Origin of the sequence: Paracoccus aminovorans, from assembly GCF_900005615.1 — a bacterium.
GTDB lineage: Bacteria > Pseudomonadota > Alphaproteobacteria > Rhodobacterales > Rhodobacteraceae > Paracoccus > Paracoccus aminovorans.
In genome coordinates this window covers 587,156-611,874 of record NZ_LN832562.1, presented here as the reverse complement: position 1 = coordinate 611,874, position 24,719 = coordinate 587,156, and the positions used below count along the sequence as shown (strand labels likewise).

Annotated in this window: 16 protein-coding genes; 11 read left to right on the top strand and 5 right to left on the bottom strand. The window is 71.3% G+C overall.

Translation table 11 applies throughout. The annotated features are described in order from the left end of the window. Positions 1-45: 45 nt before the first annotated feature. From JCM7685_RS18835 to JCM7685_RS18820, 4 genes are read right to left on the bottom strand one after another with little or no spacing between them, the layout of a single operon-like run. On the bottom strand, positions 46-1,011 hold the full coding sequence (locus JCM7685_RS18835; RefSeq protein WP_074969211.1) for a c-type cytochrome: 966 nt from the start codon (positions 1,009-1,011) through the stop codon (positions 46-48). After that, positions 1,008-1,592: an SCO family protein gene (locus JCM7685_RS19960; protein WP_074969213.1), complete on the bottom strand. Its 585-nt coding sequence runs from the start codon at positions 1,590-1,592 to the stop codon at positions 1,008-1,010. Before JCM7685_RS19960 ends, JCM7685_RS18835 begins: the two co-directional genes overlap by 4 nt. Next, positions 1,589-3,361, bottom strand: a complete 1,773-nt coding sequence (locus JCM7685_RS18825) for a hypothetical protein (protein ID WP_074969215.1) — start codon at positions 3,359-3,361, stop codon at positions 1,589-1,591. The genes JCM7685_RS19960 and JCM7685_RS18825 overlap by 4 nt, the downstream gene beginning before the upstream one ends. Further along, positions 3,358-10,440 carry a cupredoxin domain-containing protein gene (locus JCM7685_RS18820; protein ID WP_100526161.1) on the bottom strand — a complete coding sequence of 2,361 codons (7,083 nt, stop codon included), beginning with the start codon at positions 10,438-10,440 and terminating at the stop codon, positions 3,358-3,360. The genes JCM7685_RS18825 and JCM7685_RS18820 overlap by 4 nt, the downstream gene beginning before the upstream one ends. A gap of 179 nt (positions 10,441-10,619) precedes the next feature. On the opposite strand from JCM7685_RS18820, the gene JCM7685_RS18815 reads away from it, so the two are divergent. The 11 genes from JCM7685_RS18815 (at position 10,620) to JCM7685_RS18765 (ending at position 23,592) form a co-directional block, all read left to right on the top strand. Beyond that, entirely contained in the window at positions 10,620-13,151 is a 2,532-nt protein-coding gene (locus tag JCM7685_RS18815; RefSeq protein ID WP_074969219.1) for a trypsin-like peptidase domain-containing protein, read from the top strand. Positions 13,152-13,199: 48 nt separating this feature from the next. Then, positions 13,200-14,273 carry a GlxA family transcriptional regulator gene (locus JCM7685_RS18810; protein WP_100526159.1) on the top strand — a complete coding sequence of 358 codons (1,074 nt, stop codon included), beginning with the start codon at positions 13,200-13,202 and terminating at the stop codon, positions 14,271-14,273. Positions 14,274-14,328: 55 nt separating this feature from the next. After that, a complete protein-coding gene (locus tag JCM7685_RS18805) occupies positions 14,329-15,135 on the top strand; it encodes a DUF72 domain-containing protein (protein ID WP_074969221.1) in 807 nt (268 codons plus the stop codon). Between the two features lie 136 nt (positions 15,136-15,271). Further along, positions 15,272-15,736, top strand: coding sequence for a preQ(1) synthase (queF, locus tag JCM7685_RS18800; RefSeq protein ID WP_074969223.1), 465 nt, complete (start codon positions 15,272-15,274; stop codon positions 15,734-15,736). A gap of 139 nt (positions 15,737-15,875) precedes the next feature. Next, positions 15,876-17,177 (top strand): ABC transporter substrate-binding protein, encoded by a 1,302-nt coding sequence (locus tag JCM7685_RS18795; protein WP_170848950.1) that lies wholly within the window; start codon positions 15,876-15,878, stop codon positions 17,175-17,177. Between the two features lie 111 nt (positions 17,178-17,288). After that, positions 17,289-18,158 carry a carbohydrate ABC transporter permease gene (locus JCM7685_RS18790; RefSeq protein WP_074969227.1) on the top strand — a complete coding sequence of 290 codons (870 nt, stop codon included), beginning with the start codon at positions 17,289-17,291 and terminating at the stop codon, positions 18,156-18,158. A gap of 3 nt (positions 18,159-18,161) precedes the next feature. Then, a complete protein-coding gene (locus JCM7685_RS18785) occupies positions 18,162-18,992 on the top strand; it encodes a carbohydrate ABC transporter permease (protein WP_074969229.1) in 831 nt (276 codons plus the stop codon). Between the two features lie 9 nt (positions 18,993-19,001). Next, a complete protein-coding gene (locus JCM7685_RS18780; RefSeq protein ID WP_074969231.1) occupies positions 19,002-20,000 on the top strand; it encodes an ABC transporter ATP-binding protein in 999 nt (332 codons plus the stop codon). Positions 20,001-20,008: 8 nt separating this feature from the next. Continuing rightward, complete coding sequence (locus tag JCM7685_RS18775) at positions 20,009-21,472, top strand: mannitol dehydrogenase family protein (RefSeq protein WP_074969233.1); 1,464 nt, start codon at positions 20,009-20,011, stop codon at positions 21,470-21,472. A gap of 3 nt (positions 21,473-21,475) precedes the next feature. Then, complete coding sequence (locus tag JCM7685_RS18770) at positions 21,476-22,132, top strand: HAD family hydrolase (protein ID WP_074969235.1); 657 nt, start codon at positions 21,476-21,478, stop codon at positions 22,130-22,132. A gap of 14 nt (positions 22,133-22,146) precedes the next feature. Next, on the top strand, positions 22,147-23,592 hold the full coding sequence (locus JCM7685_RS18765; protein WP_074969237.1) for an FGGY-family carbohydrate kinase: 1,446 nt from the start codon (positions 22,147-22,149) through the stop codon (positions 23,590-23,592). A 2-nt stretch (positions 23,593-23,594) separates the two neighbouring features. On the opposite strand, the gene JCM7685_RS18760 is transcribed toward JCM7685_RS18765, so the two are convergent. Beyond that, entirely contained in the window at positions 23,595-24,527 is a 933-nt protein-coding gene (locus tag JCM7685_RS18760) for a sugar-binding transcriptional regulator (protein ID WP_074969239.1), read from the bottom strand. Between the last annotated feature and the right edge of the window lie 192 nt (positions 24,528-24,719).

Sequence of the window (24,719 nt, the reverse complement as noted above, 5' to 3'; positions counted from 1 at the left end):
CGGGCAAGCGGGCGGCTTCGTCAAGGGCCAACCGGCATTTCGGCGTCAGTCGGCGGGCGCTTCCTGCCGATAGACCTCGACCGCGTCCGACAGATCCGCCGCCGACAGCCGCCGCGCCAGGCCCGAGCGGGTGGGCATCCGCCCCTCGTCCCGCAGCATGTCCAGCGCGACCCGCACCGCGGCATAGGCATGGGCCGCGGCGACGTCGCGCTTTTCGCGCAGCGCCCAGAGCATCGCCTCGGCAGAGGGGCCGACCGCCACCGCCTCGACCCCCGGGCGGGCCAGCAGCGCCGGCAGGCGCGGGCCGATCTGGTCCAGGGTGCCGGCGACGCGCAGCGGCCCCGGCGGCGGCGCGTCCGGGGTCAGCGGCCGCAATCCGGGCTCGTCGCGCAAGAGCCGGTCCAGCCGCGCCCGCTCGGCTGCGGCCAGGCGCGGCACCAGCGCGGCGGCGACCCGGTCGAGATCCAGGAAGGCGGGCTCGCCCGGCGCGGCACGGCGACCGAAGGCGCCGCCTTCGGCGTTGAAGGCCGCCATCGCGGCCAGGGCGGCATCCCGCGCATCGGGATCGCGGGGCAGGGCGACGGCCACCGCCGTCGGGCCCAGCCCCTGCCGCTCGGCCTGATCCAGGGCGCGCAGATGGTCCAGCAGCGCCGCGAAGGCCTCGGGCGTTCCGGCGAAGCGCGGCATCCGGGTGGAAATCGCGCGGCCCGAGGGCGTTATTCCCTCGCGCAGCAGCCGGATGAAGGCGGCCTCGTCATAACCGGGCCGGTCGGGGGCGGGCGCGGCCAGATGCGACCAGGCGACGGGCGGCGCGGGCAAGGTGCCGCCCTCGGCCCCGCCCTGGCCGTCGGCGCCGTGGCAGCCGGCACAGGTCAGCCGGCCCGGCGGCAGCCGCGGCCCGTCCGCGCGGCCCAGCCGCGCCTCGAGCCCGGCACCGTGCCGATAGATCACCGCGCCGTCCTGCGCCAGCGCCGGCGCCGCCAGCAGCGCCAGGACCAGCAGTGCCTTCATTCCGCGGGCGCCATCTGCCGGGCCAAGGCGACCAGTTCGGCCGGGTCCGGCACGCCCGAAATGCGGGTGAAGAGCCCGCTTTGCAGATCGCCCAGCAGATAGACGGAATCATGCGCCTCGATGGGCCCGGGGTCGAGGCCGAAGGCCGCCAGCAGTGCCGGCGTGTCGCCGGGACTGGCCACCACCCAGTCCCATTTCTCGCTGGCCCAGGCGGACCGGGCCACCTCGGCCAGCACCTCGGGCGTGTCGCGGCGCGGATCGACCGAGATCGCGACCAGCCGCAGCGGCGGCGCGTCCCGCGCCTGCAGGTCCTGGTCCACCAGCCCCAGGACCGAGATGGTCATGCCGCAATTCTCGGTGCAGTTGGTATAGAGGAACGAGATCAGCACCGGGCCCGCCCCGCCATAGCGCGAGACGAAGCCCCGGGTCCGGCCGTGGCTGTCGGTGACGGGAATGTCGGGCAGAAGCAGCCGCTCCTGGCTGCGCGCGCCCTGCATCGGCACCGCGGGATCGGCGGCGGCGGGCGGGGCAAGGGTGCCCAGCAGGGCCAGCGCGCAGGCGATGGCGAGGGGGCGAGTCATGGCGCGGTCTCCAGCACCAGCGGCTCGAAGCCGGCGCCGCCGGCGGTGACGACCAGGGGCACATGCGGGGCCAGGTCGTAGCTTTCGGCGCTGAGCCCCCCGGCATCGGTCGAGAACGGCTGACGTTGGCGCCAGTTGCCGGTCAGCGCCGCCAGCTCCACCATGCCGCTGAGACCCGCGGCCGGCCGGCCGTCGCCGGCGAGGAAGCGCAGGCGGATGCGGCCGGCGGCGTCCGCCTCGGGGCTGATGCGGCCCGGTTGCGCCTGTGCCGCGGCCGGGGTTGGCGGGGTCGGCACCGGGGCGCAGAAGGCCATCTGGCCGATGCCGGCGCTGACCACCAGTTCCCAGTCGCCGGGGCCGGGCAGGCGGGTGGTGGTGACGAAACGCCCGCTTCCCAGGGGGCGCAGGCCGCGGTTCAGCGCCCGCAGCATCTGCGGGATGCCGCCGCGCAGGCGCAACGCCTCCATCGGGGGCTTGCCGCTGATCGCGTGGCGACGATCGACGACGAAGCCGGAATAGCTGTCGGCATGGACGGCCAGCATCACCGGCTCGGGCAGGTAGGGCGCCAGCAGCGCGGCGTCGCGCGCCTCGGCGGCCGGGCGCGGCGGCCCCAGCGCGACATGGCCGACCACGGCCTCGTGCCCCGGCGCGATTCGGCGCAGGTCCATGACGCCGACGCCGGACTGGTCGGCCAGGCGCAGCACCGCGGTGCCGGGCAGGAAGCCGACCTCGGCCACCGGGCTGTCGGTCGCGGCGCCCTGCACCACCCGCCCCAGCGCCAGATCGGCCACCGCGAAGCCGGTGCGGTCGCGGGCGAACAGAAAGGCCATGCGCCCCTCGGGGCTGAGCGCCAGCCGGTCGAAGGCGCCCGGCAGTGCGATGCGCTGCGCCGCATCGGGCGCGTCGAGCCAGACCACATGCAGCGCCTCGGGGTCCAGCCACAGCGCCGCCTCGGGGCCAAGCGCGACCGCCAGCGCACCAGGGGCCGGGCTGCGCAGCTGCACCGCGCCGTCGTCGCGCAGCACCAGCAGCTCGTCCCCGGCAAGCACCGCCAGCCGGCCGGTGCCCCTGGTCCCGGCATCTCCGGCGATGGCGCGGGCGCCGGCCGCCATCGGCTGCGGCGCCCCCCGGTCCAGCCGCAGCACCGTCCCGGCGCCCGCGTCCAGCAGCCAGCCTCCGCCCGAAGCCGCCGGAACCAGCGCTGCCGGCCGCTGCAGGCCCTCGGCCAGCAGGCGCGGCTGGCCATAGGGGTCCAGCGCCAGCGCAAGGCCCTGGCCGGGGGCCGCGCCGGGCAGGGCCAGCAGGAACGCGCCCGAGCGCGGGTCGGCTGCCAGAGCCGAGGGCGGCGGGTCGAAGCGGCGCGCGGTCAGCAGGTTCGCGGTGCCGAGCGCGCGCTGCGGGTCGAGCACGGTGAAGGCGCCGTCGCGCGCCACCATCCCCAGCACGATGCCGTTCAGATCGACGCTGCCAAGCGCCGCGCGGCCGGCGGCGCGATAGGCGGCGGCGGTTTCGGCGCAGGGCAGGTCGCCGGGGCCGCGCTGCCGGATCCAGGCCAGCGGCGCCAGGTCCGTCGGCACCGAACCGACCTGGGCGCGGAACTCCAGCTGCACGTCGAAAGGTTGGCCCGGCTGCACCTGCGCCAGCGCCGCCCCGCTGGCGGGATCGGTCAGCCGCAGCCCGGCGGTCAGCGGCGCCTTCAGCGCGGGCTGGGCCAGGGCCGCGCCGGCCAGCAGCGCCCAGGCCGCGGCCAGCGCGCCCGCGCGGATCATTGGCCCGGGGCCCGGCAATGCGGCCCATCCCGGAAGCTCAGCAGCCCCCAGATTCCGCCCGCCATCAGGAAGTTCGGCCCGTCGTGCCACAGCACCGTGCCGCGCACGTCCTGCCGGCTGCCGTCCGGTCCCAGCACCTGCGGCGGATGCAGCCAGGCCGAGATCGCCTTGCCCGGCGTCACCAGCGCCGAATTCGGAAAGCCGAAGCCGGGGAACAGGTCGTCGTAGCCCAGCCCGTTCATGACGAAACTGTGCTGGCGGGCGCGGCCGCCGGGGTGGACGACGCGCATCAGCACCTGCTCGCCCGGGCAGGCCAGCAGGGTCAGGGGCTGCAGGTCGGGATCGGTCTGCGGCTGGCCCTTGTGACTGTCGCCGGGCAGGAAGCGGTCCGGGAAGACCAGGGCGTTCAGGTCGTCGCTGGCCTCGACCCGGCCGCGGCCGGCGATGTCGGCATAGCGCATCAGGCTGGCGAAAGGCCGGCTGCGATAGCTGACGCCCTGGTCGCCGAGGTCGTAGCTGTCGTCGCAGATCAGGCAGTCCGGGGCGATGCGCGGCACGCTGCCGGCGGCCCGGACCGCGGCGCGGATCTCGGCGGAGCCGTCGTCTTCGAGGCGCCACAGGATCTTGGACTTCGCGTCCAGGTGGTTCAGCCCGTCTTGGTAGAAAAGCACGAATTCCCGCACCCGCGTGCCGGGCGCGCCCGGTTGCGGATCGGGCGCCATCGGCACATCCGCGAACAGTGCCGGGGCGCCGAAGCCGCGGGGCGGCGCGGCGGCGCGCCAGGGCGTGGCCGCGCCGTCGCCAAGCCCGCCCGCCGTGCGCAGCTCGTCCAGGGCCTCGGCCTCGGAGGGCGGGGCGGGCATCGCCGGCGCCAGTGCCTGCGGAAGCGGCCAGTCGCGCGGCAGCACGTCGATCACCCCGAAAAGCCCGTGCGTCGGCTGCGAGATCACGTCGCCGGTCACCCGCACCGGCACCGGGCCGAAGGCATAGGGGATCCAGTGGACATGGTTTTGCAGCTCGACCGTGGTGCGGGCCTGCAACCGGCGCCGCAAGGCGTCGTCGGCGCCGGGCACCAGCACGAAGTCGCGGCCCAGCACGGTGAAATCGGCCTGCGGCTCGGTCTCGCGCGGCTTCAGCGCGCGGTCGGGGGCGACGGCATTGGCCACTCGCTGGGCGACGAAATGGGTCGGGTCGATGTTCGTCTGGCCGGGATCGGGCAGCGCGATCCGCATCCGCCCGGCGTAGAAGCGGAACAGGGTCGAGACCGCCACGCGGTCCTGTGCCAGCAGCCCGGCCGGCATCGGCTCGGCGTTGATGCCGTAGCCCAGCGGCAGGTTGCGGATCAGGTCGCCTCCCGGCAGGCCGATGCTGAGCCCCAGCGCGGCCGAGGGCCGCAGCCCGGTCACCGGTGCCGTGGTCGCGGTCAGCACGCCCTCGACCCGGGTGGCGCCGGGGCGGCTGATCCGGGTCACCGCTTGTGCCGGATCGGTGTTCAGCGGCACGATCCGCGGCATCTGCGCATCGCCCAGGCCGTCGGGCAGGCCGGCGCCGGGGCTGGGCTCGGCCAGGGCGTTGACATAGCGCAGGCTGACGCAATCGCCGGCATTGACCCGCATCACGAAGGGCTCGGGCCGGGCATAGGCGCGCGCGACCGCCGCCAGCACCGCGCTGCGGCCGAGGTCCTGCCAATCGGCATCGAGCCGGAAGTCGCGCGGCTTGCCGGCGCGGGGCAGATCCAGCGGCGACAGCAGCGCCAGCATCAGCCCGTCGGGATCGCTGCGATGACCGCCGTAATCGGTGCCGCGCCAGACATCGCCCGTGCGCAGCGCCACGATCACGCCCGCGGTCTGGTGGCCGCCGGCGCCCGGGCCGATGGGCAGCGGGCAGCCCGGCGCCTCGGCCATGGGCGCCGGCGGCGCCTCGGTCGCGGCGGCGCTTTCGCCGGCCCCGGGCCGGGCGTTCAACGGTACCAGCGCCCGCGGGTCGGGCGCGGCTTCGCCCGGCGGCCGCGCGGCCTGCCAGCCCGCCAGCACCGCATCCCGCGACGGCCGGTCGCCATAGACCCGCAACAGGCCCCAGGCGCCGTTCCACAGCGCGTCCTGGGTGCCGAAGTTGTAAAGGTAATCCGACACGTCCTTTCCGCCGCCGGCCGTTGCGGGCGGCGGGGCGGGGCGTCCGAATTCCATCACCCCCACGTCGGCCCGCAGCCGCGAACGCAGCTCGAAATGTTCCGAAATGCCGATCTCTTGCGCGAAGGTATAGCCTTCCAGGTTGTCGCAATTGGCCAGCGCCTTCTCGAAGGCGGCGGCGTGGTCGGCCTCGTCGGGTTCGGGCGGGGCGCTGTCCAGCGCCGCCGGGGTCATGTCCAGCCAGGCCTCGTAGAGCTCGGGCCGCGCGGCGCGCACCGCCTCGAAACAGGCGCGCCGCGCCGGCGGGACCGTGACCGCGAGATCGCGCATCCGCTGCGGATAGCGCTGGTCGATATTGCGCGGCCCGGCAAGCCCCGCGACGTTGAAGACATGCTGCACCTCCTGCGCGCCCTGGACCAGGCGGAACAGCAGGCGTTCGTTCTGATAGGCCTCGAACTGCGGCGTCTCGGGGTCGCGGGCGGGGTGGTCGCGGGCGCCGGCCGGCCACGAGCTCAGCACCCGCCCGGCATCGCCCTCGGCGCCCTTCAGCTGGTAGCGATAGCTGCAAAGCGGCATCTCGCCCGCCGCCAGCTTCGCCACCACCGGGCTGGGCCGGCCGGCGCGGGTGCCGGCGAAGGTCATGGCAAGGGGGGCGCAATCCGGGCTGGGGCTGCCGTCGGCGCGGCTGGTCGCCAGCCGCAGCGGCAGCGGGGCGTTGCGGTAGTTCACCACATAGGGGTCGTGATGATCGACCGAGATCGACTCGGGCCGGCTGGGCGGCGCCACCGGCTTGGCCAGCGCCGGCCCGGCCACCGGCTTGCCGTCGGGCGAGGCGGCGCGGCTGCGATAGCCGACCAGATGCGCGCGCAACGCCTGGGTCTCGGCCGCGGTCAAGAGCTCGCCCGGTCCGCGCGCGGCCCACCAGGCCGGCGGCACGTCGGGCTCCAGCGCATTCGGCGCGCCGCATTCCGCCTCCATGCGGTCGGCGCGGCCGCTGGTGGCCAGCTTCGCCTCGCAATGCAGCCGCGCCATGCCGGAACGCTCGGCGCCCTCGACCGGCTCGACCGCGGCGGCATCCTCGCGGTCGCGGGGGGTATAGAGCAGGGCGAAATCGGCCACCGCCAGGGCATATTCGCGATAGTCGGGATGATAGGCATCATGCGAGCCGCCGGCCAGCACCCGCTTGTGGCTGCCGACCCAGCCGGCATCGGCGTCCTGCGCGGCGAAGGGCGCGCCGGGCTGGTGGCCGGCGGTTTCGGTGCAGGCGTCGCCACGCGGATCGCAGATGCGCGCCGGGTTCGGCTCGATCAGCAGCGCGGTATAGAAACCGTGCTGCTGGATCGAGGAAGGGCCGAAATGGTCGTGGCTGAACACCGTGCGCAAGGTGCGGTCCTGGTCCGCGCCCAGCCCGTCGCGGGTCAGCACCGGATCGGCGAACCAGCGCTGCACCGTGGTCTGGAACAGCGTGCGGTTCGCGATCTCGCGCCCCTCGACCCGGCTTGTGCCGTCCAGCGGCAGCCGCCAGATCCGCGACAGCGGATCGGCCTTGTCGCGCGCCGCCTTGCACAGCGCCGCATCCGCCGCCCGCACGCCCCAGTCCGGGCGGTCGGCCAGCGGCCGGGCCGACTCGAGGCTGGCGCAGCGCCGCGCCATCAGCTCGTCGGCGGCGAAGGTGCCGTCCTCGTAGTTCCAGCCGTTGCCGGACCCGTCCGAGGAGGTCACGTCGAATTTCACCAGATGGATATGCTGGCCGATGGTGTCGGTGGGGGTCCTGACCTGGAAATCGTCCAGTTCCAGGTCCTTGGGCAATTCGTTGGTGTGACGGAACTCGATGCATTCGCCCGACAGCGCGCGAAAGAAGAAGGGCTCGGCATCGTCGCGTAGCGCGGGCGAGATGCGGGCGCGGCTGGCCGCGCTGCCGTCGTCCTTTAGCGCCGCCGCCTCGGGGGTCAGCACGTCGATGCGGGCCTGCGGATCGTGCCAGCCGGCCTGGTTCACCACCAGGTCCAGCTGCACGGCCGAGACCTCGTAGCGGCGGAACCCGGTCAGCCGCGGGTCGATGACATAGCCGGTCGCCCCGGTCAGCGGGTCGTTGGCATCGGCCGCGCCTTCGCGGCCCGGCGCACCGCCGCAGGGATCGGCGAAGGGGGCGCCGGGGGCGGGCGGGGCACCGTTCACCTCGAACCGGCCGGGCGGGGTGTCGGGGACGCCCGGCCGCGGCGCCTGCGGCGTGGCATAGGCGCCGGTCGCGATGGCGGCGGCGCTGCCATCGGGGGCGATCACCGTCAGGCCGGCGCCGTCATGGTGAAACCGCTGCGCCGCGCGTTCCAGCAGCGTGCCCTCGGGGTCCAGCGGCCGGATCACCGCCTTTTCCAGATGCCCGGTCATGTCGCCAAGCGCCAGCGCCTTGGCCACGATCCGGCTGCGCAGCGCTTCCAGCTGGCGGCGGTTGTCGCCCTGGTCCAAGGCGGCGGCAAGTGCGCTGTCGCGTGTGGCCAGTTCGGGCGGCGGCGCCGCGCCCAGGCTGCGCTCGGCCTGCAGCACCACATGCCGGCCCAGCCCGCCCGAGAGCAGATCGGCCGTCGGCCGGCCCTGGGCGTCCAGCGCCCGGGCGATGTCGCGCGGCGCCTGCGGCGGGCGATGCCCGGCCGCGCCGGCGATATAGAAGGGATAGCCGGGCATGGCATCGATTTCCGGCACCGCCGGCGCGGGTTCGGCCGGCGCGGGTTCGGCCGGCGCGGGTTTGGCGGGAACGGTGGTGGCCTGAGCGCGGATCAGCCGCTCGGGTCCCGTGCCGGCCGGCGCTTGCGCGCCAAGCGCGGCGCCGCGCCGGGGCAGGGCGGCGGCGGGGCGTCCGCCGGCCTGCTTCGGCGGGGTCGCTTGCGGTTCGTCGGCATAGGTCGGCAGCGGCGGCAGCGCCTCGCCCGGCAGCGGCAGCAGTGCCGGGACCGGCGTGCCCGCGCCCTCGATCACCCCGGGCGTGGCCGGATCGTCGGTGCCCAGCCAGCGGCCGCTTTCCGGATCGACGCTGCCCAACCGCTTGAACTGCGCTTCCTCGGGCGCGCGGATGTCGACCGACAGCCCGGGCTGGGCCTGGCCGTCCGGCAGCTTGCGGGTGCCGTCCTCGAACACGTCGTGCACCCGCCACAGCGCCCACATGCCCTGGGCGAAATGCGGGTAGAGGTGGCAGTGGAAGATGGAGTCGCCAACCGTGCGGTTGCGGTTGCCCGACCCGCCGACATACCAGTGGCCCTGTCCGTCCCGGCGGCCGCCGTGATAGATGTTGTAGGTGAAGCCCTGACCCGGCCCCACGGTCTGGCTGTCCAGATAGCTGCCGCGCCCCGGATCGTTGCCGGCGAACCATTGATGGGCATGCAGGTGAAAGACATGCGTCTCTTTCGGCCCGGCGTGGAAGTTCCGGAACACCACCGGGTCGTTCAGATAGGAGTGGTGCACGTTCGACGGGTCGTCCGCGAACCATTCCAGCAAGGCCGGGTCGCCATTGGCCCAGGAGGTCAGGAAGAACTCCTCATAAAGGCACTCGGCGCAGGCCGCCGCCGGGCCGATGCCCTTGCGGTTGGCCAGCAGCAGGGTGCCCATGCCCGAGGCGCCGTAATTGATCGCGAAGCCGTCGCGCACCCCGGCAAGCTGGCCGAAGCGGGCCAGTTCCTCGAAATTGCGGGTGTAATAGCTTTTCAGCTCGTCGTGGAAGAACACCGTGAATTCGCGGAAGGCGCCATAGCGCGGTTCGGCCGAGGGATCGTCGTCGCCCCCGTCCGGCGCGGCGCAGCCCAGCGGCTGGGCCGCCTGCGCGGCGGGCGCGGCGGCGTCGCACCAGATCACGGCGTTCAGGTCGGCATGCACCAGCTCGACCGCGCGGGCGGCGGCGAAATCGCCGCCGTCCAGCGCCCGGGCCATGTTCAGCACCGGCATGCCGTCGATCGCCGCCTCATAGTCCAGCCGGCCCTGCCGGGCGTGGCGCGGCGCGTCCTTCGGCGCCCAGGCCCGGTCCAGCGCCGCGGCCGAGACCTGGCTGCGATACCAGCGCGTGCCCGGCCGCTCGGCCAGGACGGCCCCGAACAGCCCATGGGTGATCGAGCCGCCGTCGCCCTCGCCTCCGGCCGGGGCGGCGCGGCTGGCAAAGAAATGCGTGCCCTCCTGCACCACCTCGTAGAGGCAGGAAAACTCTTGCCCCGGCGCTACGGCGTCCAGGCCGAAACAGGCGGGATGCGGGGCCGATTGGCCGGGCAGGGCCAGGGGCATCAGCCCCTCGGCCGCCAGGTTCAGCGAGCGGGTGCGCGGCCAGTCGGGCGCGTGCAGCGCCGCCTCGGCCGCGGGTTCGGGCGGCGCGGGCGGGTCGGCGCACAGCGCCTCGCCGCTTTCGACCAGCGCGGCCGCCCCGCGCGACACCGCGTCCGCCACCGCCGCGCGGCCGGCGTCGTCGGTGGGGCCGTGGGCGCAGAAATCGCGCGACAGATCGCGCGGATGCGGGTCGCCGCCCGTGGCGGGGGCCAGCAGGTTCGTCACCCGCAGGAACAGCAGATCGCCCACATTGGCCCGCAGCACCAGCGGCCGCGGCCGGTGGCAGTCGCGCAGCCGCACCTGGCCCGGCGCCAGCGGACCGACCGCACCCGCGGCGGTTGCGGTATCCAGCGCGCAATCGGGCGTCTCGGCGGCATCTTCGGCCATCGGCACTACGTCGCGGCGCAGCGCGAAGATCATGCCGAAGGGGTTGAACGAGCCGAAGCGGTTATAGACCAGCATCTGGTCCAGCGCGACCAGATCGGCACAGACCACGCGGGCCCCGCGCTGTCCGCCGGCGCCGCGGCAACTGGCCGCGAAGCTGCCGGTGTCGTCGGGACCGGACGGCGCTGCGGCAAGCGGAGCCGGCGCCAGCAGCGCGGCACAAATCACCAGGCCCGCGCCGAGGGCGCGAAACGATCTGGGCATCCGAAACATGGAACCCTCCAACTTTCACAGAAGGCCGGGGGGACGGGGCGTCCCCGGGGGTCGGGGCAGGAAGGAAAGGATCAGGGAAATGAAATGCGCAACTGCGAATATCATTGCCACGAATCGGGCTTCGTCTCAATATTTTTTGCAATTCACGCGATATGACAGGGGCCTGCGCCATGGACTACCGGCTGGCGGCGGCGCGGCGGCTGATGACGGTCGACGCCGAAAACCCCCGGGCGCGGTCGATCGTCTCCGACCAGCGTCCCGTGTTTCGCTTTCCCGATCTGACCGGCGCCGACCCGGCGCTGCAGGGTCTGGCCGCCGCCGCCGGCAACCGCATTGGCCGGCTGGAGGTCGAGGCGGCGCCGAGCCGTTTCCTGCCCCTGGCCACGGCTTGGCCCTGCGCCCCGGCCGAGGGCGCGCCCGACACCCGACGCTTCGTCACCGCCGGCCATGTGCTCGAAGTCTTCCTGGCCGAGCGCAGCCTGCTTTCGGCCGCTGATCTGTCGCACCGCCTGATGCGGAACGGCCGCGTGGTCATGCCCGACGGCCGCATCTTGGACATCGCGCGCTGGATCTGCGCGGCGCCGCTGGATGTCGCCATCTTCGACGTGATCCCGGACGGACGGCCCTGTCCCGGATTCGTGCCCGACATCCGAGGCCTGCCGTCTACAGACGTCCGGGTGGCGCCCCTGGGCTATCCGCTGCAAGCCGGCGTCCGGCTGTTCGGCCCCGACCAGCCCGGCTATGTCGGCCGGCTGTTCTGCGGCAAGGGCGGTATCCGGCCCGGATCGCGCAGGGGATATTTCCTGCACGACGCCTCGACGCTGCCGGGCTACTCCGGGGCTCCCGTCTTCGACCTTGGCACCGGGCGGGTCCTGGGCGTGCATGTCTGGGGCGTTGCCGAAGCCCAGGATTGGAACGACGCGGTGTGGCTTTCGACGCTGCTGCGTATCCCCTGGCTGGCCGCGATCCTGGCCGGGCAAAGCGACGCGGCGAAGCCGGATGCGCCGACGCTGCCCTGGATGGGCGGCGCCCCGCCCGAGGCCGCCGAAAGCCTGAACCCGTATCTGTCCAGTCCGGGACCCGAGGCCGGCATCCTGCGCGACCGGCCGGATGCGCGCGACCGGCTCTATCAGCCCGGCTTCGCCATGCCGCAGGAACGCATCCTGCCCGCCCCCGGCATGGTCGTCGGCGACCAGCTGGACGAGGGCAGCTGCGCCGGTTTCGCCGTCGCCGCCGCCGTCGAGCACCAGTTGGCCCGGCGCGAAGGCTATGTCCCGCCCACGCCCGCCGGCAGCTTCACCGCCAGCGTGCGGATGCTGGACCGCATGGCCCGGCGACACGACGAATGGCTGGACGACGACCAGGACGGCACCAGCCTGCGCGCGGTCATCAAGGGCTTTTACCACAACGGCGCCTGCTCATCGGCGCTTTGCGGCTATCGGCCACGACAGCCGGATTTCTTCCTGACCCGGCGCATCGCCCAGGACGCGCGGCAGCTGACGCTGGGCAATTATGCCCGCATCGCCCATTCGGTGAACGACATGCGCCTGGCGGTGCAAGAGGCGGGCGCGGTCCTGGTCACCGCCCGCGTCCATCCCGGCTGGCGCGCGCCGCCCGGCGGGGTGATCGCCTATGACCCGCTGTCGCCCGCCGCGGGCGATGCGCTGCATGCCTTCGTCGTCGACGGCTATACCGACCAGGGCTTCGTGATCCAGAATTCGCGCGGACCGGGTTGGGGCGGCTTCGCGGACCTGCCCGGACATGCGCTGTGGAGCTTCGAGGACTGGAACGACAATTGCCTGGACGCCTGGGTAATCCGCCTGGCGCCGCGCAGCGAACCGGCCTTCGCGGTCTCGGTCCGGTCCGAGGCGGACCTGGCCACGCCGCGCCGGATCGGCCTGCTGGGCCATATGCTGCATGCCGAGCGCGGCGGGCTGGTCGAGGACGGCACCCTGGGCCTGGGCGCCCGCGGCGTGGCCGAGACCGCCGCCTATCTGGCCGGCGACGCGGCGCGCGGCCGCTACGACCGGCTGGTGCTGCTGTTCCACGAACCGCTGCTGGACGCCGAGCAGATCGCGCGGCTGGCCCTGCCGCTGACCGCGCGGCTGAAGGCGCGCCGCGCCTATCCGTTCCATGTCGTCTACGGGCTGGACGAGATGCTGGCCTGCCGGCTGCGGCTGGCCCATGACATCGCCGAGGCCGCCAGCCGCTACCTGCGCGAGGGCGACTCGCGCGACGTGGCGCTGAAACGGCTGCTCGGCCCCTCGATCCGCGCCCAGGTCGAAGGCTATCGCCGCGGTGCCCGGCTGGCGGCGCGCGGCACGCTGCGCGACGCGCTGTCGGTGCTGCCGCTGTTCGCGGGGCCGGCGGCGGACCAGCCGGGGCTGCCTCTGGCCATGGTCTCGGTCGGGCTGGGGGCGGTGTCGGCGCTGGCGCTGGCCGAGGCCGCGCCGGAATTCCGCGGCCTGCCGCATCTGGCCATCGCCGCGCCCCTGCCGGTGCGGCGCGCCCGCGCCTGGACGCTGGCCGAGGCGGCGCGCGACGAAACCGACCTGCCGGGCTGGCGGGGCAGCTGGGGCGACCTGGTCGCCGTCGCCCATGGCCGCAGCATCCGCAGCCGCCGCGGCGCCGTCGCCGCCACGGTGCAGGAATTGCTGGCCCGGCCCGATTGCGCGTCCCGGATTCTGGCCGAACTGGGCTGAGGCCGCTTCCCGGACGAAAGCCGTGGCGGTAGCCTGCGGATTGTGGCAATGCGAATCGAGGACGCGCATCTGGAGACATCAAACGTGGAGCAATCGTCGGCCGGCGACAGCGAACGCTATATCGCCAAGGGCATCGCCCATGTGAAGCTTGCCGCGCCGGTGGACGAGCCGATCACGGTGTCGTTCGTGCTGATGCCGCGCTTCACCATGCTGGCCTTCACCTCGGCCATCGAGCCCTTGCGGGTGGCGAACCAGCTGACGGAAAAGCTGCTGTTCAAATGGCATGTGCTCAGCGAGAACGGCCGGCCCGTCGCCTGCTCGAACGGGGTGCCGGTGATGGCGGATTCGCCGCTGTCAGGCGCCCCCGCCAGCGATTACGTCCTGGTCTGCGGCGGGGTCGAGCCCGATGCCGGATGCAGCCCCGACCTCTCGGACTGGCTGCGCAAGCAATGGCGCCACGGCCGAACCGTGGGCGGGCTCTGCACCGGCGCCTATGCCCTGGCCCGGGCCGGCATCCTGAACGGCCGCCGCTTCACCCTGCATTGGGAAAACATCCCGAACTTCACCGAGAAGCACCCCGACCTGTCGCCCGAACGCCGCATCTTCTGCATCGACGAGCGCATCGTGACCTGCGCCGGCGGCGTCGCCTCGACCGAACTGGCGCTAAAGCTGATCGAGGATTACTACGGCGCCGAGCTGATGCAGGCGGTGATGGACATGTGCCTGCTGGGCCAGATCCGGCGCGGCGAGGAAGAACAGCTCAGCTCGCTTTCGGTGCGGCTCGGCACCCGCAACGACCACCTGATCCGCGCCGTCGCCTATATCGAGGCCCATGTCGAGGACGAGGTGGACCTGGCCGAATGCGCCAGCTATCTGGGCATCTCGCGCCGGCAGCTGGAACGGCTGTTCCAGCGCTACCTGGACACGACGCCGCTGCAATATCTCAACAAGGTGCGGCTGCAGCACGCGCGCTCGCTGCTGACCGAGACCAATCTCAGCGTGATGGAGGTGGCGGTGGCCTGCGGCTTCGGCTCTTCCTCCTATTTCTCGAAGGTGTTCCGCGGGCATTACGGCATCTCGCCGCACAAGTTCTCGCTGACGCGCAAGCGGCTGGCGGGCTGATTTCCGGCGCGGCCCGCCTATACTGGCCGGGAAGGACGCAAGGCGGGGGCAGGGCATGGCACGGGGACGCATTCGCATCGGCATCGGCGGCTGGACCTACGAGCCCTGGCGCGGCAGCTTCTATCCGCCCGGCCTGCCGCAGCGGCGCGAGCTGGACCATGCCAGCCGGCAGCTGAGCTCGATCGAGGTGAACGGCACCTATTACGGCAGCCAAAAGCCCGACAGCTTCCGCAAGTGGCACGACGAGACCCCCGAGGATTTCGTGTTCTCGCTGAAGGGCCCGCGTTTCGCCACCAACCGCCGGGTTCTGGCCGAGGCCGGCGACAGCGTGGCGCGGTTCCTCGACAGCGGCGTGCTGCTGCTGGGCCGGAAGCTGGGGCCGATCAACTGGCAGTTCATGGCCACCAAGAGGTTCGACCCCGAGGATTTCGCCGCTTTCCTGCGCCTGCTGCCCGCCGAGGCCGAGGGCCGCCGGCTGCGCCATGTCGTCGAGGTCCGGCACGAGAGCTTCCGCACCCCCGCCTTCACCGAACTGGCCCGCGCCCATGGCGTCGGGGTGGTGATCGCGGCCGACGGGCCGCATCCGCAGATCGCCGACCCGACCGCGGATTTCGTCTATGCCCGCATCATGGGCACGCGCGAGGACGAGGCCCTGGGCTATGCCCCCGCCGGGCTGGACCTGTGGGCCGAACGCGCGCGGATCTGGGCCGCGGGCGGGCAGCCCGAGGGGTTGGCGCATGTCGGAGACGGCAAGGGCGACGGACAGCCGCGCGACGTGTTCCTGTATGTCATCAGCGGCTTCAAGCAGCGCAATCCGCAGGCCGCCATGGCGCTGATCGAGCGGGTCGCAGCCGGCGGCTGACGGTTGCGCCGCGGCGCGGGGCGGTCTATCCCGGCCGCTTCACCGGTCGCAGCCTACCCGGTCACCAAAACAAGGGTCTCGGACCCCGGCCGCCCGCCGGGTGTGGCGGTGCGCCAGGATCGCAAGGAAAAATGCCATGACCGAGACCATTTACAGCGGCCTGACCCAGCTGGGCGGCGCCACCCGTCTGCCCGAAAGCCCCGAGCAGGCCCAGCTGGAACGGGTGCGCAACCCGCAGGCGGACCTGTCCTATGCCGTGCGCTTCACCGCCCCCGAGTTCACCTCGCTCTGTCCGATGACCGGCCAGCCCGATTTCGCGCATCTGGTCATCGACTATGTGCCGGACGAGTGGCTGGTCGAATCGAAATCGCTGAAGCTTTACCTTGGAAGCTTCCGTAATCACGGCGCTTTCCACGAGGATTGCACGATTTCCATCGCGCGCCGCCTGGTGGAGTTCCTGGCGCCGCGCTGGCTGCGCATCGGCGGCTATTGGTATCCGCGCGGCGGCATCCCCATCGACGTGTTCTGGCAGACCGGTCCGGCGCCCGACGGCGTCTGGATCCCCGACCAGGGCGTGCCGCCCTATCGCGGCCGCGGCTGACCCCACCCCATCGCCCGGACCAGGACCGCGGACCCGCCGGGACCGCGGCATTTCCGCTTGACTCGCGGCCGCGTGATGTGTGAGCATTTGCCCATCGTATTAGCAAATGCTGATCCGCAGGGAGGATTCTGGAATGAGCATGATGTTGCGTGGCCTGATGGGGGCTTGCGCCATGACGGCGCTGGCCGTCCCGGCCATGGCCGAGACGCTGACCATCGCCACCGTGAACAACGGCGACATGATCCGCATGCAGAAGATGACGAAGCCGTTCACCGACGCGAACCCGGACATCCAGCTGGAATGGGTCACGCTGGAAGAGAACGTGCTGCGCCAGCGCGTCACCACCGACATCGCCACCAAGGGCGGCCAGTACGACATCGTCACCGTCGGCAATTACGAGGTGCCCATCTGGGCCAAGCAGGGCTGGCTGACCCCGCTGGAAGACATGGGCGCCGATTACGACGCCGAGGACATCCTGCCGCCGATCCGCGAGGGGCTGTCGCTGGACGGCAAGCTCTATGCCGCGCCCTTCTACGGCGAATCGGCGATGATCATGTATCGCAAGGACCTGATGGAGAAGGCCGGGCTTGACATGCCCGAGCGCCCGACCTGGGACTTCGTCTTCGACGCCGCCCGCAAGATGACCGACAAGGATGCCGAGGTCTATGGCATCTGCCTGCGCGGCAAGGCCGGCTGGGGCGAGAACATGGCCTTCCTGACCTCGATGGGCCACAGCTACGGCGCGCCCTGGTTCGACAAGGACTGGAAGCCGCAATTCGGCTCGGAGGCTTGGAAGAAGGTGCTGACCGATTATGTGGCGGTGATGAAGGACGCGGGCCCGCCCGGCGCCTCGTCGAACGGCTTCAACGAGAACCTGGCGCTGTTCCAGACCGGCAAGTGCGGCATGTGGATCGACGCCACCGTGGCCGCCAGCTTCGTGTCGAACCCCAAGGAATCGACCGTGGCCGACCAGGTCGGCTATGCCCTGGCCCCCGAGGGCGAGAAGCCGCAGATGTGGCTCTGGGCCTGGACGCTTGCGGTTCCGTCCTCGTCCGACTCGCCGGACGCCGCCAAGAAGTTCGTCGCCTGGGCGACCTCGAAAGCCTATACCGAGGAAGTCGCCAAGGCCGAGGGCTGGGCCAACGTTCCTCCGGGCACCCGCACCTCGCTCTACGAGAACCCGGAATATCAGAAGGCCGCGCCCTTCGCCAAGCCGACGCTGGACAGCATCATGTCCGCCGACCTGAAGAACCCGACCACGGTCGAGGTCCCCTATATCGGCACGCAATGGGTGGGCATCCCCGAGTTCCAAGCGCTCGGCACCGCCGTGGGCCAGCAGTTCTCGGCCGCGCTGGCGGGCCAGGCAAGCGTCGAGCAGGCGCTGCAGATGGCCCAGCAGATCACCGAGCGCGAGATGGCCAAGGCCGGATATCCCAAGTGATCGGGTAGCAAGTCATTCCGGCCCTGGTCATGGCAAGGGGCGCGCGCGCCGCGCCCCTTACCGCCGCCAGCCGGACTTTCCCCGTAAACCCCCGCGCAGGGAGGCGCGGCCATGGCCACCAGACACCAGAAAACCCTTGCGCGCTTCATGGTCGCGCCCTCGGTCCTGCTGCTCCTGGGCTGGATGATCGTGCCGCTGGCGATGACGCTGTGGTTCAGCTTCCAAAGCTACAACCTGCTGTCGCCCGGCATGGAACAGTTCATCGGCTGGACCAACTACCGGTATTTCCTGTCCGACCCCGCCTTCTGGACCGCGATGCAGAACACGCTGCTGCTGGTCGGGGGCGTGCTGGTCGTCACCGTCGGCGGCGGCATCCTGCTGGCGCTGCTGCTGGATCAGCCGATGTTCGGCCAGGGGATCGTCCGCATCCTGGTCATCGCGCCCTTCTTCATCATGCCGACGGTTTCGGCGCTGGTGTGGAAGAACATGTTCATGAATCCGGTGAACGGACTTTTCGCATGGCTTGCCAAGGCGATAGGCGCGCAACCGATAGATTTTCTAGCCCAGTATCCGCTGATGTCGATCATCATGATCGTGTCCTGGCAATGGCTGCCCTTCGCCACGCTGATCCTGCTGACGGCGATGCAGTCGCTCGACAGCGAACAGATGGAGGCGGCCGAGATGGACGGCGCCGGCGCCTGGGCCAAGTTCACCCATCTGGTGCTGCCGCATCTGTCGCGCGCCATCACCGTGGTGATCCTGATCGAGACCATCTTCCTGCTCTCGGTCTTTGCCGAGATCCTGGTGACCACCAACGGCGGGCCGGGCTACCAGTCCACGAACCTGACCTATCTGGTCTATTCGCAGGCGCTGTTGCAGTTCGACGTGGGCGGCGCCTCTGCCGGCGGCATCGTCGCCGTGATCCTTGCCAATATCGTCGCGATCTTCCTGATGCGGATGATCGGCAAAACGCTGGAGTGACCCATGGCCCGCACAGTCACAACCACCCGCCGCTGGACCTTCACCATCCTGGCCTGGGGCGTGGCGCTGCTGATCTTCTTCCCGATCCTGTGGACGATCCTGACCAGCTTCAAGTCCGAGGCGGACGCCATCGCCAGCCCGCCGAAGTTCCTGTTCTTCGACTGGACGACCCAGAACTATGCCGAGGTGCAGTCCCGCTCGCCCTATTTCCGGCATTTCCTGAACTCGGTCATCATCTCGGTCGGCTCGACGCTTCTGGGCCTGCTTATCGCGGTTCCCGCCGCCTGGTCCATGGCCTTCCAGCCGGCGAAGCGGACCAAGGACCTGCTGATGTGGATGCTGTCGACCAAGATGATGCCGGCGGCCGGGGTGCTGATCCCGATGTATCTGCTGTTCCGGTCCTGGGGGCTGCTGGACACCCGGCTGGGCATCACCGTGGTGCTGATGCTGATCAACCTGCCGATCATAATCTGGATGCTTTACACATACTTCCGCGAGATTCCTGCGGAAATACTGGAAGCCGCGCGCATGGACGGTGCCAGCCTGTCCAAGGAGATCATCCACGTCCTGACGCCCATGGCGGTGCCCGGCATCGCCTCGACGCTGCTGCTGAACGTCATCCTGGCCTGGAACGAGGCGTTCTGGACGCTGAACCTGACCACCAGCAAGGCGGCGCCGCTGACGACCTTCATCGCCAGCTATTCCAGCCCCGAGGGGCTGTTCTACGCGAAACTCTCGGCGGCGAGCACCATGGCCATCGCCCCGATCCTGATCCTGGGCTGGTTCAGCCAGAAGCAACTCGTGCGCGGCCTGACCTTCGGCGCGGTGAAGTGAGGTAACACGATGGGAAGCATTACGCTCAAGCAGGTCCGCAAGGCTTTCGGCGACGTCGAGGTCATCCCGGGCGTCGATCTGGAGATCCGGGAAGGCGAGTTCGTGGTCTTCGTCGGTCCTTCGGGCTGCGGCAAGTCCACGCTGTTGCGGCTGATCGCCGGGCTCGAGGACGTGACCTCGGGCCAGATCATGATCGACGGACGCGACGTGACCCATGCGCCGCCCTCGCAGCGCAAGCTGGCCATGGTGTTCCAGAGCTACGCGCTCTATCCGCATATGTCGGTCAGGAAGAACATCGCCTTTCCGCTGAAGATGGCCGGCATGGCGGCGGATGAGCAGGAGCGCCGGGTGAAGCACGCCGCCGGCATCCTGAACCTGACCGATTACCTGGACCGCCGCCCCGGCCAGCTGTCGGGCGGCCAGCGCCAGCGCGTCGCCATCGGCCGTGCCATCGTGCGCGAGCCCTCAGCCTTTCTCTTCGACGAGCCGCTGTCGAACCTCGACGCCGCACTGCGTGTGAACATGCGGGTGGAAATCTCTGAACTGCATAAGAAACTTGCGACGACCATGGTCTATGTCACCCATGATCAGGTCGAGGCGATGACCATGGCCGACAAGATCGTCGTGCTGCGCGCCGGCCGGGTGGAACAGGTGGGCTCGCCGCTGGAACTTTACCGCAAGCCCGCCAACCGCTTCGTCGCCGGCTTCATCGGCAGCCCGAACATGAACTTCATCGAGGGCGAGCCGGCGGCGAAACTGGGCGCCCATGCCATCGGCGTCCGGCCCGAGCATTTCGCCATGTCCACGACCGAGGGGCTGCTGGCCGGCACCGTGGGCGTGGCCGAGCATCTGGGCTCGGACACCTTCCTGCACATCGACCTGGACAACGGCCCGCATATCGTCGCCCGTGCGGCGGGGGAGTTCCCCGTCCATCACGGCGACCGCATCTTCCTGACCCCGCAAGAGGGGCGGATCTATCGCTTCGACCAGAACGGCCTGGCGTTGTGAGGGACAAGATGGACAGGCTTTCCAACCAGACGCTCGCGCAACTCGCCCACCCCGGCCCAAGCTATGACCGCGCCGGTCTGCGCCCCGGCATCCTGCATTTCGGCGTCGGCAATTTCTTCCGCGCGCATCAGGCCTTCTACCTCGACCGGTTGATGAACATGGGGCTGGCGCAGGACTTCGCCATCATCGGCGCCGGGGTCATGCCGGGCGACGCGAAAATGCGCGACACGCTGGCGGCGCAGGATCACCTCTACACGCTGGTCGAGCAATCGGCCGAGCGCTCGGACGCCCGCGTGCTGGGGCCGATCGTCGATTACATCGCGCCGGGCGATCATGCGCGCGTCATCGCCACCCTGGCCGATCCGGCGATCCGCATCGTCGGGCTGACCATCACCGAAGGCGGCTATTTCATCGATGCCGCCACCGGCCATTTCGACCCCGCGCATCCCGCCATCGCCGCCGATGCGGCAACGCCCGAGGCGCCGCAGACCGTCTTCGGCCTGATCGTCGCGGGGCTGAAGGCCCGCCGCGCAGCCGGGCATCCGGCCTTTACCGTGATGTGCTGCGACAACATCCCGCATAACGGCGACGTCACCCGCGAGGCGGTGGTGGAGACCGCGCGCCTTTCGGACCCGGAACTGGCCGAGTGGATCCTGGCCAATGTCGCCTTTCCCAACGCCATGGTGGACCGCATCACCCCCGCCACCAGCGACCGCGAACGCCGCATGGTGCGCGAGGATTTCGGCATTCCCGACGAGGCGCCGGTCTTTTGCGAGGATTTCATCCAATGGGTGCTGGAGGACGATTTCCCCGCCGGCCGCCCGCCGCTGGAGAAAGCCGGGGTGGAATTCGTCGCCGACGTCACGCCATGGGAGCTGATGAAGATCCGCATCCTGAACGGCGGCCATGCGGTGATCGCCTATCCGGCCGGCCTTCTCGACATCCATTTCGTGCATGAGGCGATGCAGGACGCCCAGGTCCGCGCCTTCCTGGAAAAGATCGAGGCCGACGAGATCATCCCCGCCGTGCCGCCGGTCCCGGGCACCGACCTGCAGGCCTATTTCGCCAAGGTCGCGGAACGCTGCGCCAATCCCAAGATCGGCGACACCGTGCGCCGGCTCTGCCTCGACGGCTCGAACCGGCAGCCGAAATTCATCGTGCCGACCATCGCCCACCGGCTGGAACGCGGCCTGCCGGTCGAAGGGCTGGCGCTGGAATCGGCGCTGTGGTGCCGCTATTGCGCGGGTGTCACCGACAGCGGCGCGGTGATCGAGCCGAACGACCCGAACTGGGACAGCCTCGTATCCAAGGCGCAGGCAGCGCGGACCGATCCATCGGCCTGGCTCGGCATGGCCGAGATCTATGGCGCGACGGGGCAGGATCCGCGCTTTGCCCAACCCTTCGCGCGCTGGCTGGCGATGCTGTGGGACAAGGGGACACGGGCCACGCTCGACGCCTATCTCGGGGCGTGAGCGGTGGCGCGGGGGCTGATCTTCGACTGCGACGGCGTGCTCGTGGACAGCGAGCCGCTGGCCGTGGCCGAGCTCGAAGCCCTGCTGCATGGCCTGGGCGTGCCGATCGACAGCGCACGGATCTATGACGAATTCCTCGGCCGCTCGATCCTGACCATCGTCGAGGCGGCCCGGGATCACGGCGTCGACATGGCGCCGGCGCTGCCGGGCTTTTCGCAGGCGCTGTTTCGCCGCTTTCGCCGCGACCTGCGCCCGGTCGAGGGGATGCCTCAGGCGCTGGCCGGGATCGCGGGGCCGCGCGCCGTCGCCTCGTCCAGCGCGCCCGACCGGCTGGCGCTGTCGCTGGCGCTGACCGGGCTCGCGCCGGTCTTTGGCCCGCATGTCTATTCCGCCGCCCTGGTCGAGCATGGCAAGCCCGCGCCCGACCTGTTCCTGCTGGCCGCCGACCGGCTGGGCATGGCGCCCGGCGATTGCGTGGTGATCGAGGACAGCCCGGCCGGGCTGCGCGCCGCCCGCGCCGCCGGCATGCGCGCCATCGGCTTTCTGGGCGGCAGCCATGCCGGCGCCGCGCATCTGGCCCAGCGGCTGGCGGCCGAAAGCCCGGACGCGCTGATTGACCATGCCGCGGATTTGCCCAAAACTCTGGCCGGATTGCGCTAGGGAAGGGTGGGTCTTTGCTGATCGCGGCGGTGGATGTGGGCTCGGCCCGCGCACGGGCGGGGCTGTTCTCGGCCGAGGGGCGGCTTCTGGCCCGCGCCAGCTGCGGATTTGCCACCATCGCCGGCCCGGACGGGCAGGCCGGGCACGATTTCGCCGAGATCTGGCAGGCGGTTGCCGAAGCCCTGGCCGAGGCACGTCGCCTGGCCGGCGCCAGCCCGGGCCAGATCGGGGCGCTGGCCTTCGACGCCACCTGTTCGCTGGTGGTCGAGGCGCCGGGCTTTGCCCCCGACGTCATCGCCTGGCACGACCACCGCGCCGTGGCCGAGGCGCGGGAACTGGACGCACTGGACCACGAGGTGGTCGCCCGGGCCGGCGGCGCGGTCTCGCCCGAGATGCAGACGCCCAAGCTGATGTGGCTGGCCCGGCACCGGCCCGAGGTCTGGGCCACGCTGGCCGGCGTCCGCGACCTTTGCGACCACCTGGCCTTTCGCGCCACCGGCATCGAGGCGCGCTCGCTGTGCGCGGCGGCGGCGAAATGGGCCTATCTGCCCGACCGCGGCGGCTGGCAGGAGGACCTGCTGGCCTGCGCCGGCATCTCGGGTTTTCCGCGCCCCGGCCCGGTACTGGCGCCGGGGGCGGCGATCGGGCCGCTGTCGGCACAGGGTGCACCCGAACTGGGGCTTGCGCCCGGCACCCCGGTCGCGGCCGGGCTGATCGATGCCTTTGCCGGGGCGCTGGGGGCGGCGCCCGACATGCCGGCGCTGATCGCCGGCACCTCGAACTGCGTCATGGCCGCCGGGCTGGGTCCCGCGCCGGCGCTGTGGGGGCCCTATCTTGGTGCCATCCTGCCGGGCGAAGCGGTCAGCGAGGGCGGCCAGTCCGCCACCGGCGCGGCTCTGGAACAGGTGCGCCGGATGTATCCTCGGCCCGCGACCCATGACGACATCCTGGCCCGGATCGCGGCGGCCCCGGCCGAGCCGGGCGAGGGGCTGCACATCCTGCCCGATTTCAAGGGCAGCCGCACGCCCTTTGCCGACCCGCTGACGCGCGGGACGATCCACGGGCTTGCGCTCGATGGCAGCATCGCGGCGCTGGACGGGCTCTACTGGCGCGCGGCAGTGGGGATCGCGCTGGGAACGCGACAGGTCATCGCCCATATGGGCCTGGCGCCGCCGCGGCTGGCCATGGCCGGCGGGCAGGCCCGCGCGCCGCTGCTGCGCCAGCTCTATGCCGACGCGACCGGGGCCGAGATCCACTGGCAGCCCGAGGACGCGGTGCTTCGCGGCACCGCCATCGCCGCCGCGGCGCCGCTGGCGGGCGGCATCCGCGCGGCCCGCGCCCGCTTCGCCCGCCCGGTCGAGGTCACCCGCCCCGACCCTGCCGCCCGGGCGCGGCGCGAACGCGATTGGCGCATCTTCCTGCGCATGCAGCAGCAGCGAGCCGAGATCGTGGCGATGTAGGCTCAGCCCTTCAGCAGCGCCGCCGCCGTGCCGGCATCGGTGATCAGCCCGCCGATCAGCCGGCCTTGCAGCGCGCCGCGGATCGCCGGCACCTTTTCGGCGCCATGGGCCGCGCCGATCACCAGCGTCGTCTCGCGCGGCGGGATCGGGGCCGAGGCGACGCGGTCGTTGCTGAGCCCCTCGATCAGCCGGCCCTCGGCGTCATAGGCCCAGCCGGTGATCTCGCCCACCGCGCCGGCCGCGACCAGCGCGTCCAGATCGGGCTGCGACAGGAAGCCGTCCAGCATCAGCGGCGCCCCGGCGCCGACGGTGCCGATGCCGACGAAGGCCACGGCGGCATCGGCGGACATGCGGATCAGCCGCTCGATGCTGGGCTGGCCGTTCACCGCCCGGCGCTCGCGCATGGTCGGGGCGATGACCGGCAGCGGCAGCGGAAAGCTGCGCGCCGTGACCAGGTCCGACAGCGTGAACAGCACGTTGTAATAGGCGGTCGAGCCGTCCGGCGCGATATTCCCGGTCAGCGACACGATGCGGTGCTGCGGGCAGTCGAGATGCGGCAGCTGCGCGATGGCGGCGCGCAGGGTGCGGCCGGTGCCGATGGCCAGGGTCAGCGGTTCGGGCCGGCGCAGCCATTGCTCGACCGCGTCGGCCAGTATCAGCGCCACCCCGGCCTCGGGCGCGTCCGAGGGCGCCACCTGGCAGAAGGTCAGTCCCCAGCGTCGCCGCAGCCCCTCGGCCAGGTCCATGCAATGCGCGAAAGGGTGGTCGATGCGGATCTTGACCAGCCCCTCGGCCACGGCCTGGGCGACCAGCCGCTGCGCGGTCTGGCGCGAAACGCCCATGATCCCGGCGATCTCGTCCTGGGTCTTGCCGGCGACATGGGAAAGCCACGCGGCCTTGGCCGCCTGTTCCAGTTTCCGGCCCTGGTTCGACATCTACTCGCCCTGCTGGATCTCTTGGTTCTTCGTGTCTAGCGTGGGGGTTGGCGGGCTGTCCAGCAAGGCCGCGGCAGCCCCGCCCGCGCCCGTCACGCCGACGCGACACGCTTTTGTGAACAATTTACAAAACCGCAGCCTGTCCCGTCAATTTTTTTACAAAATTCTCTTTTGAAAAAAATGGTTTACTAA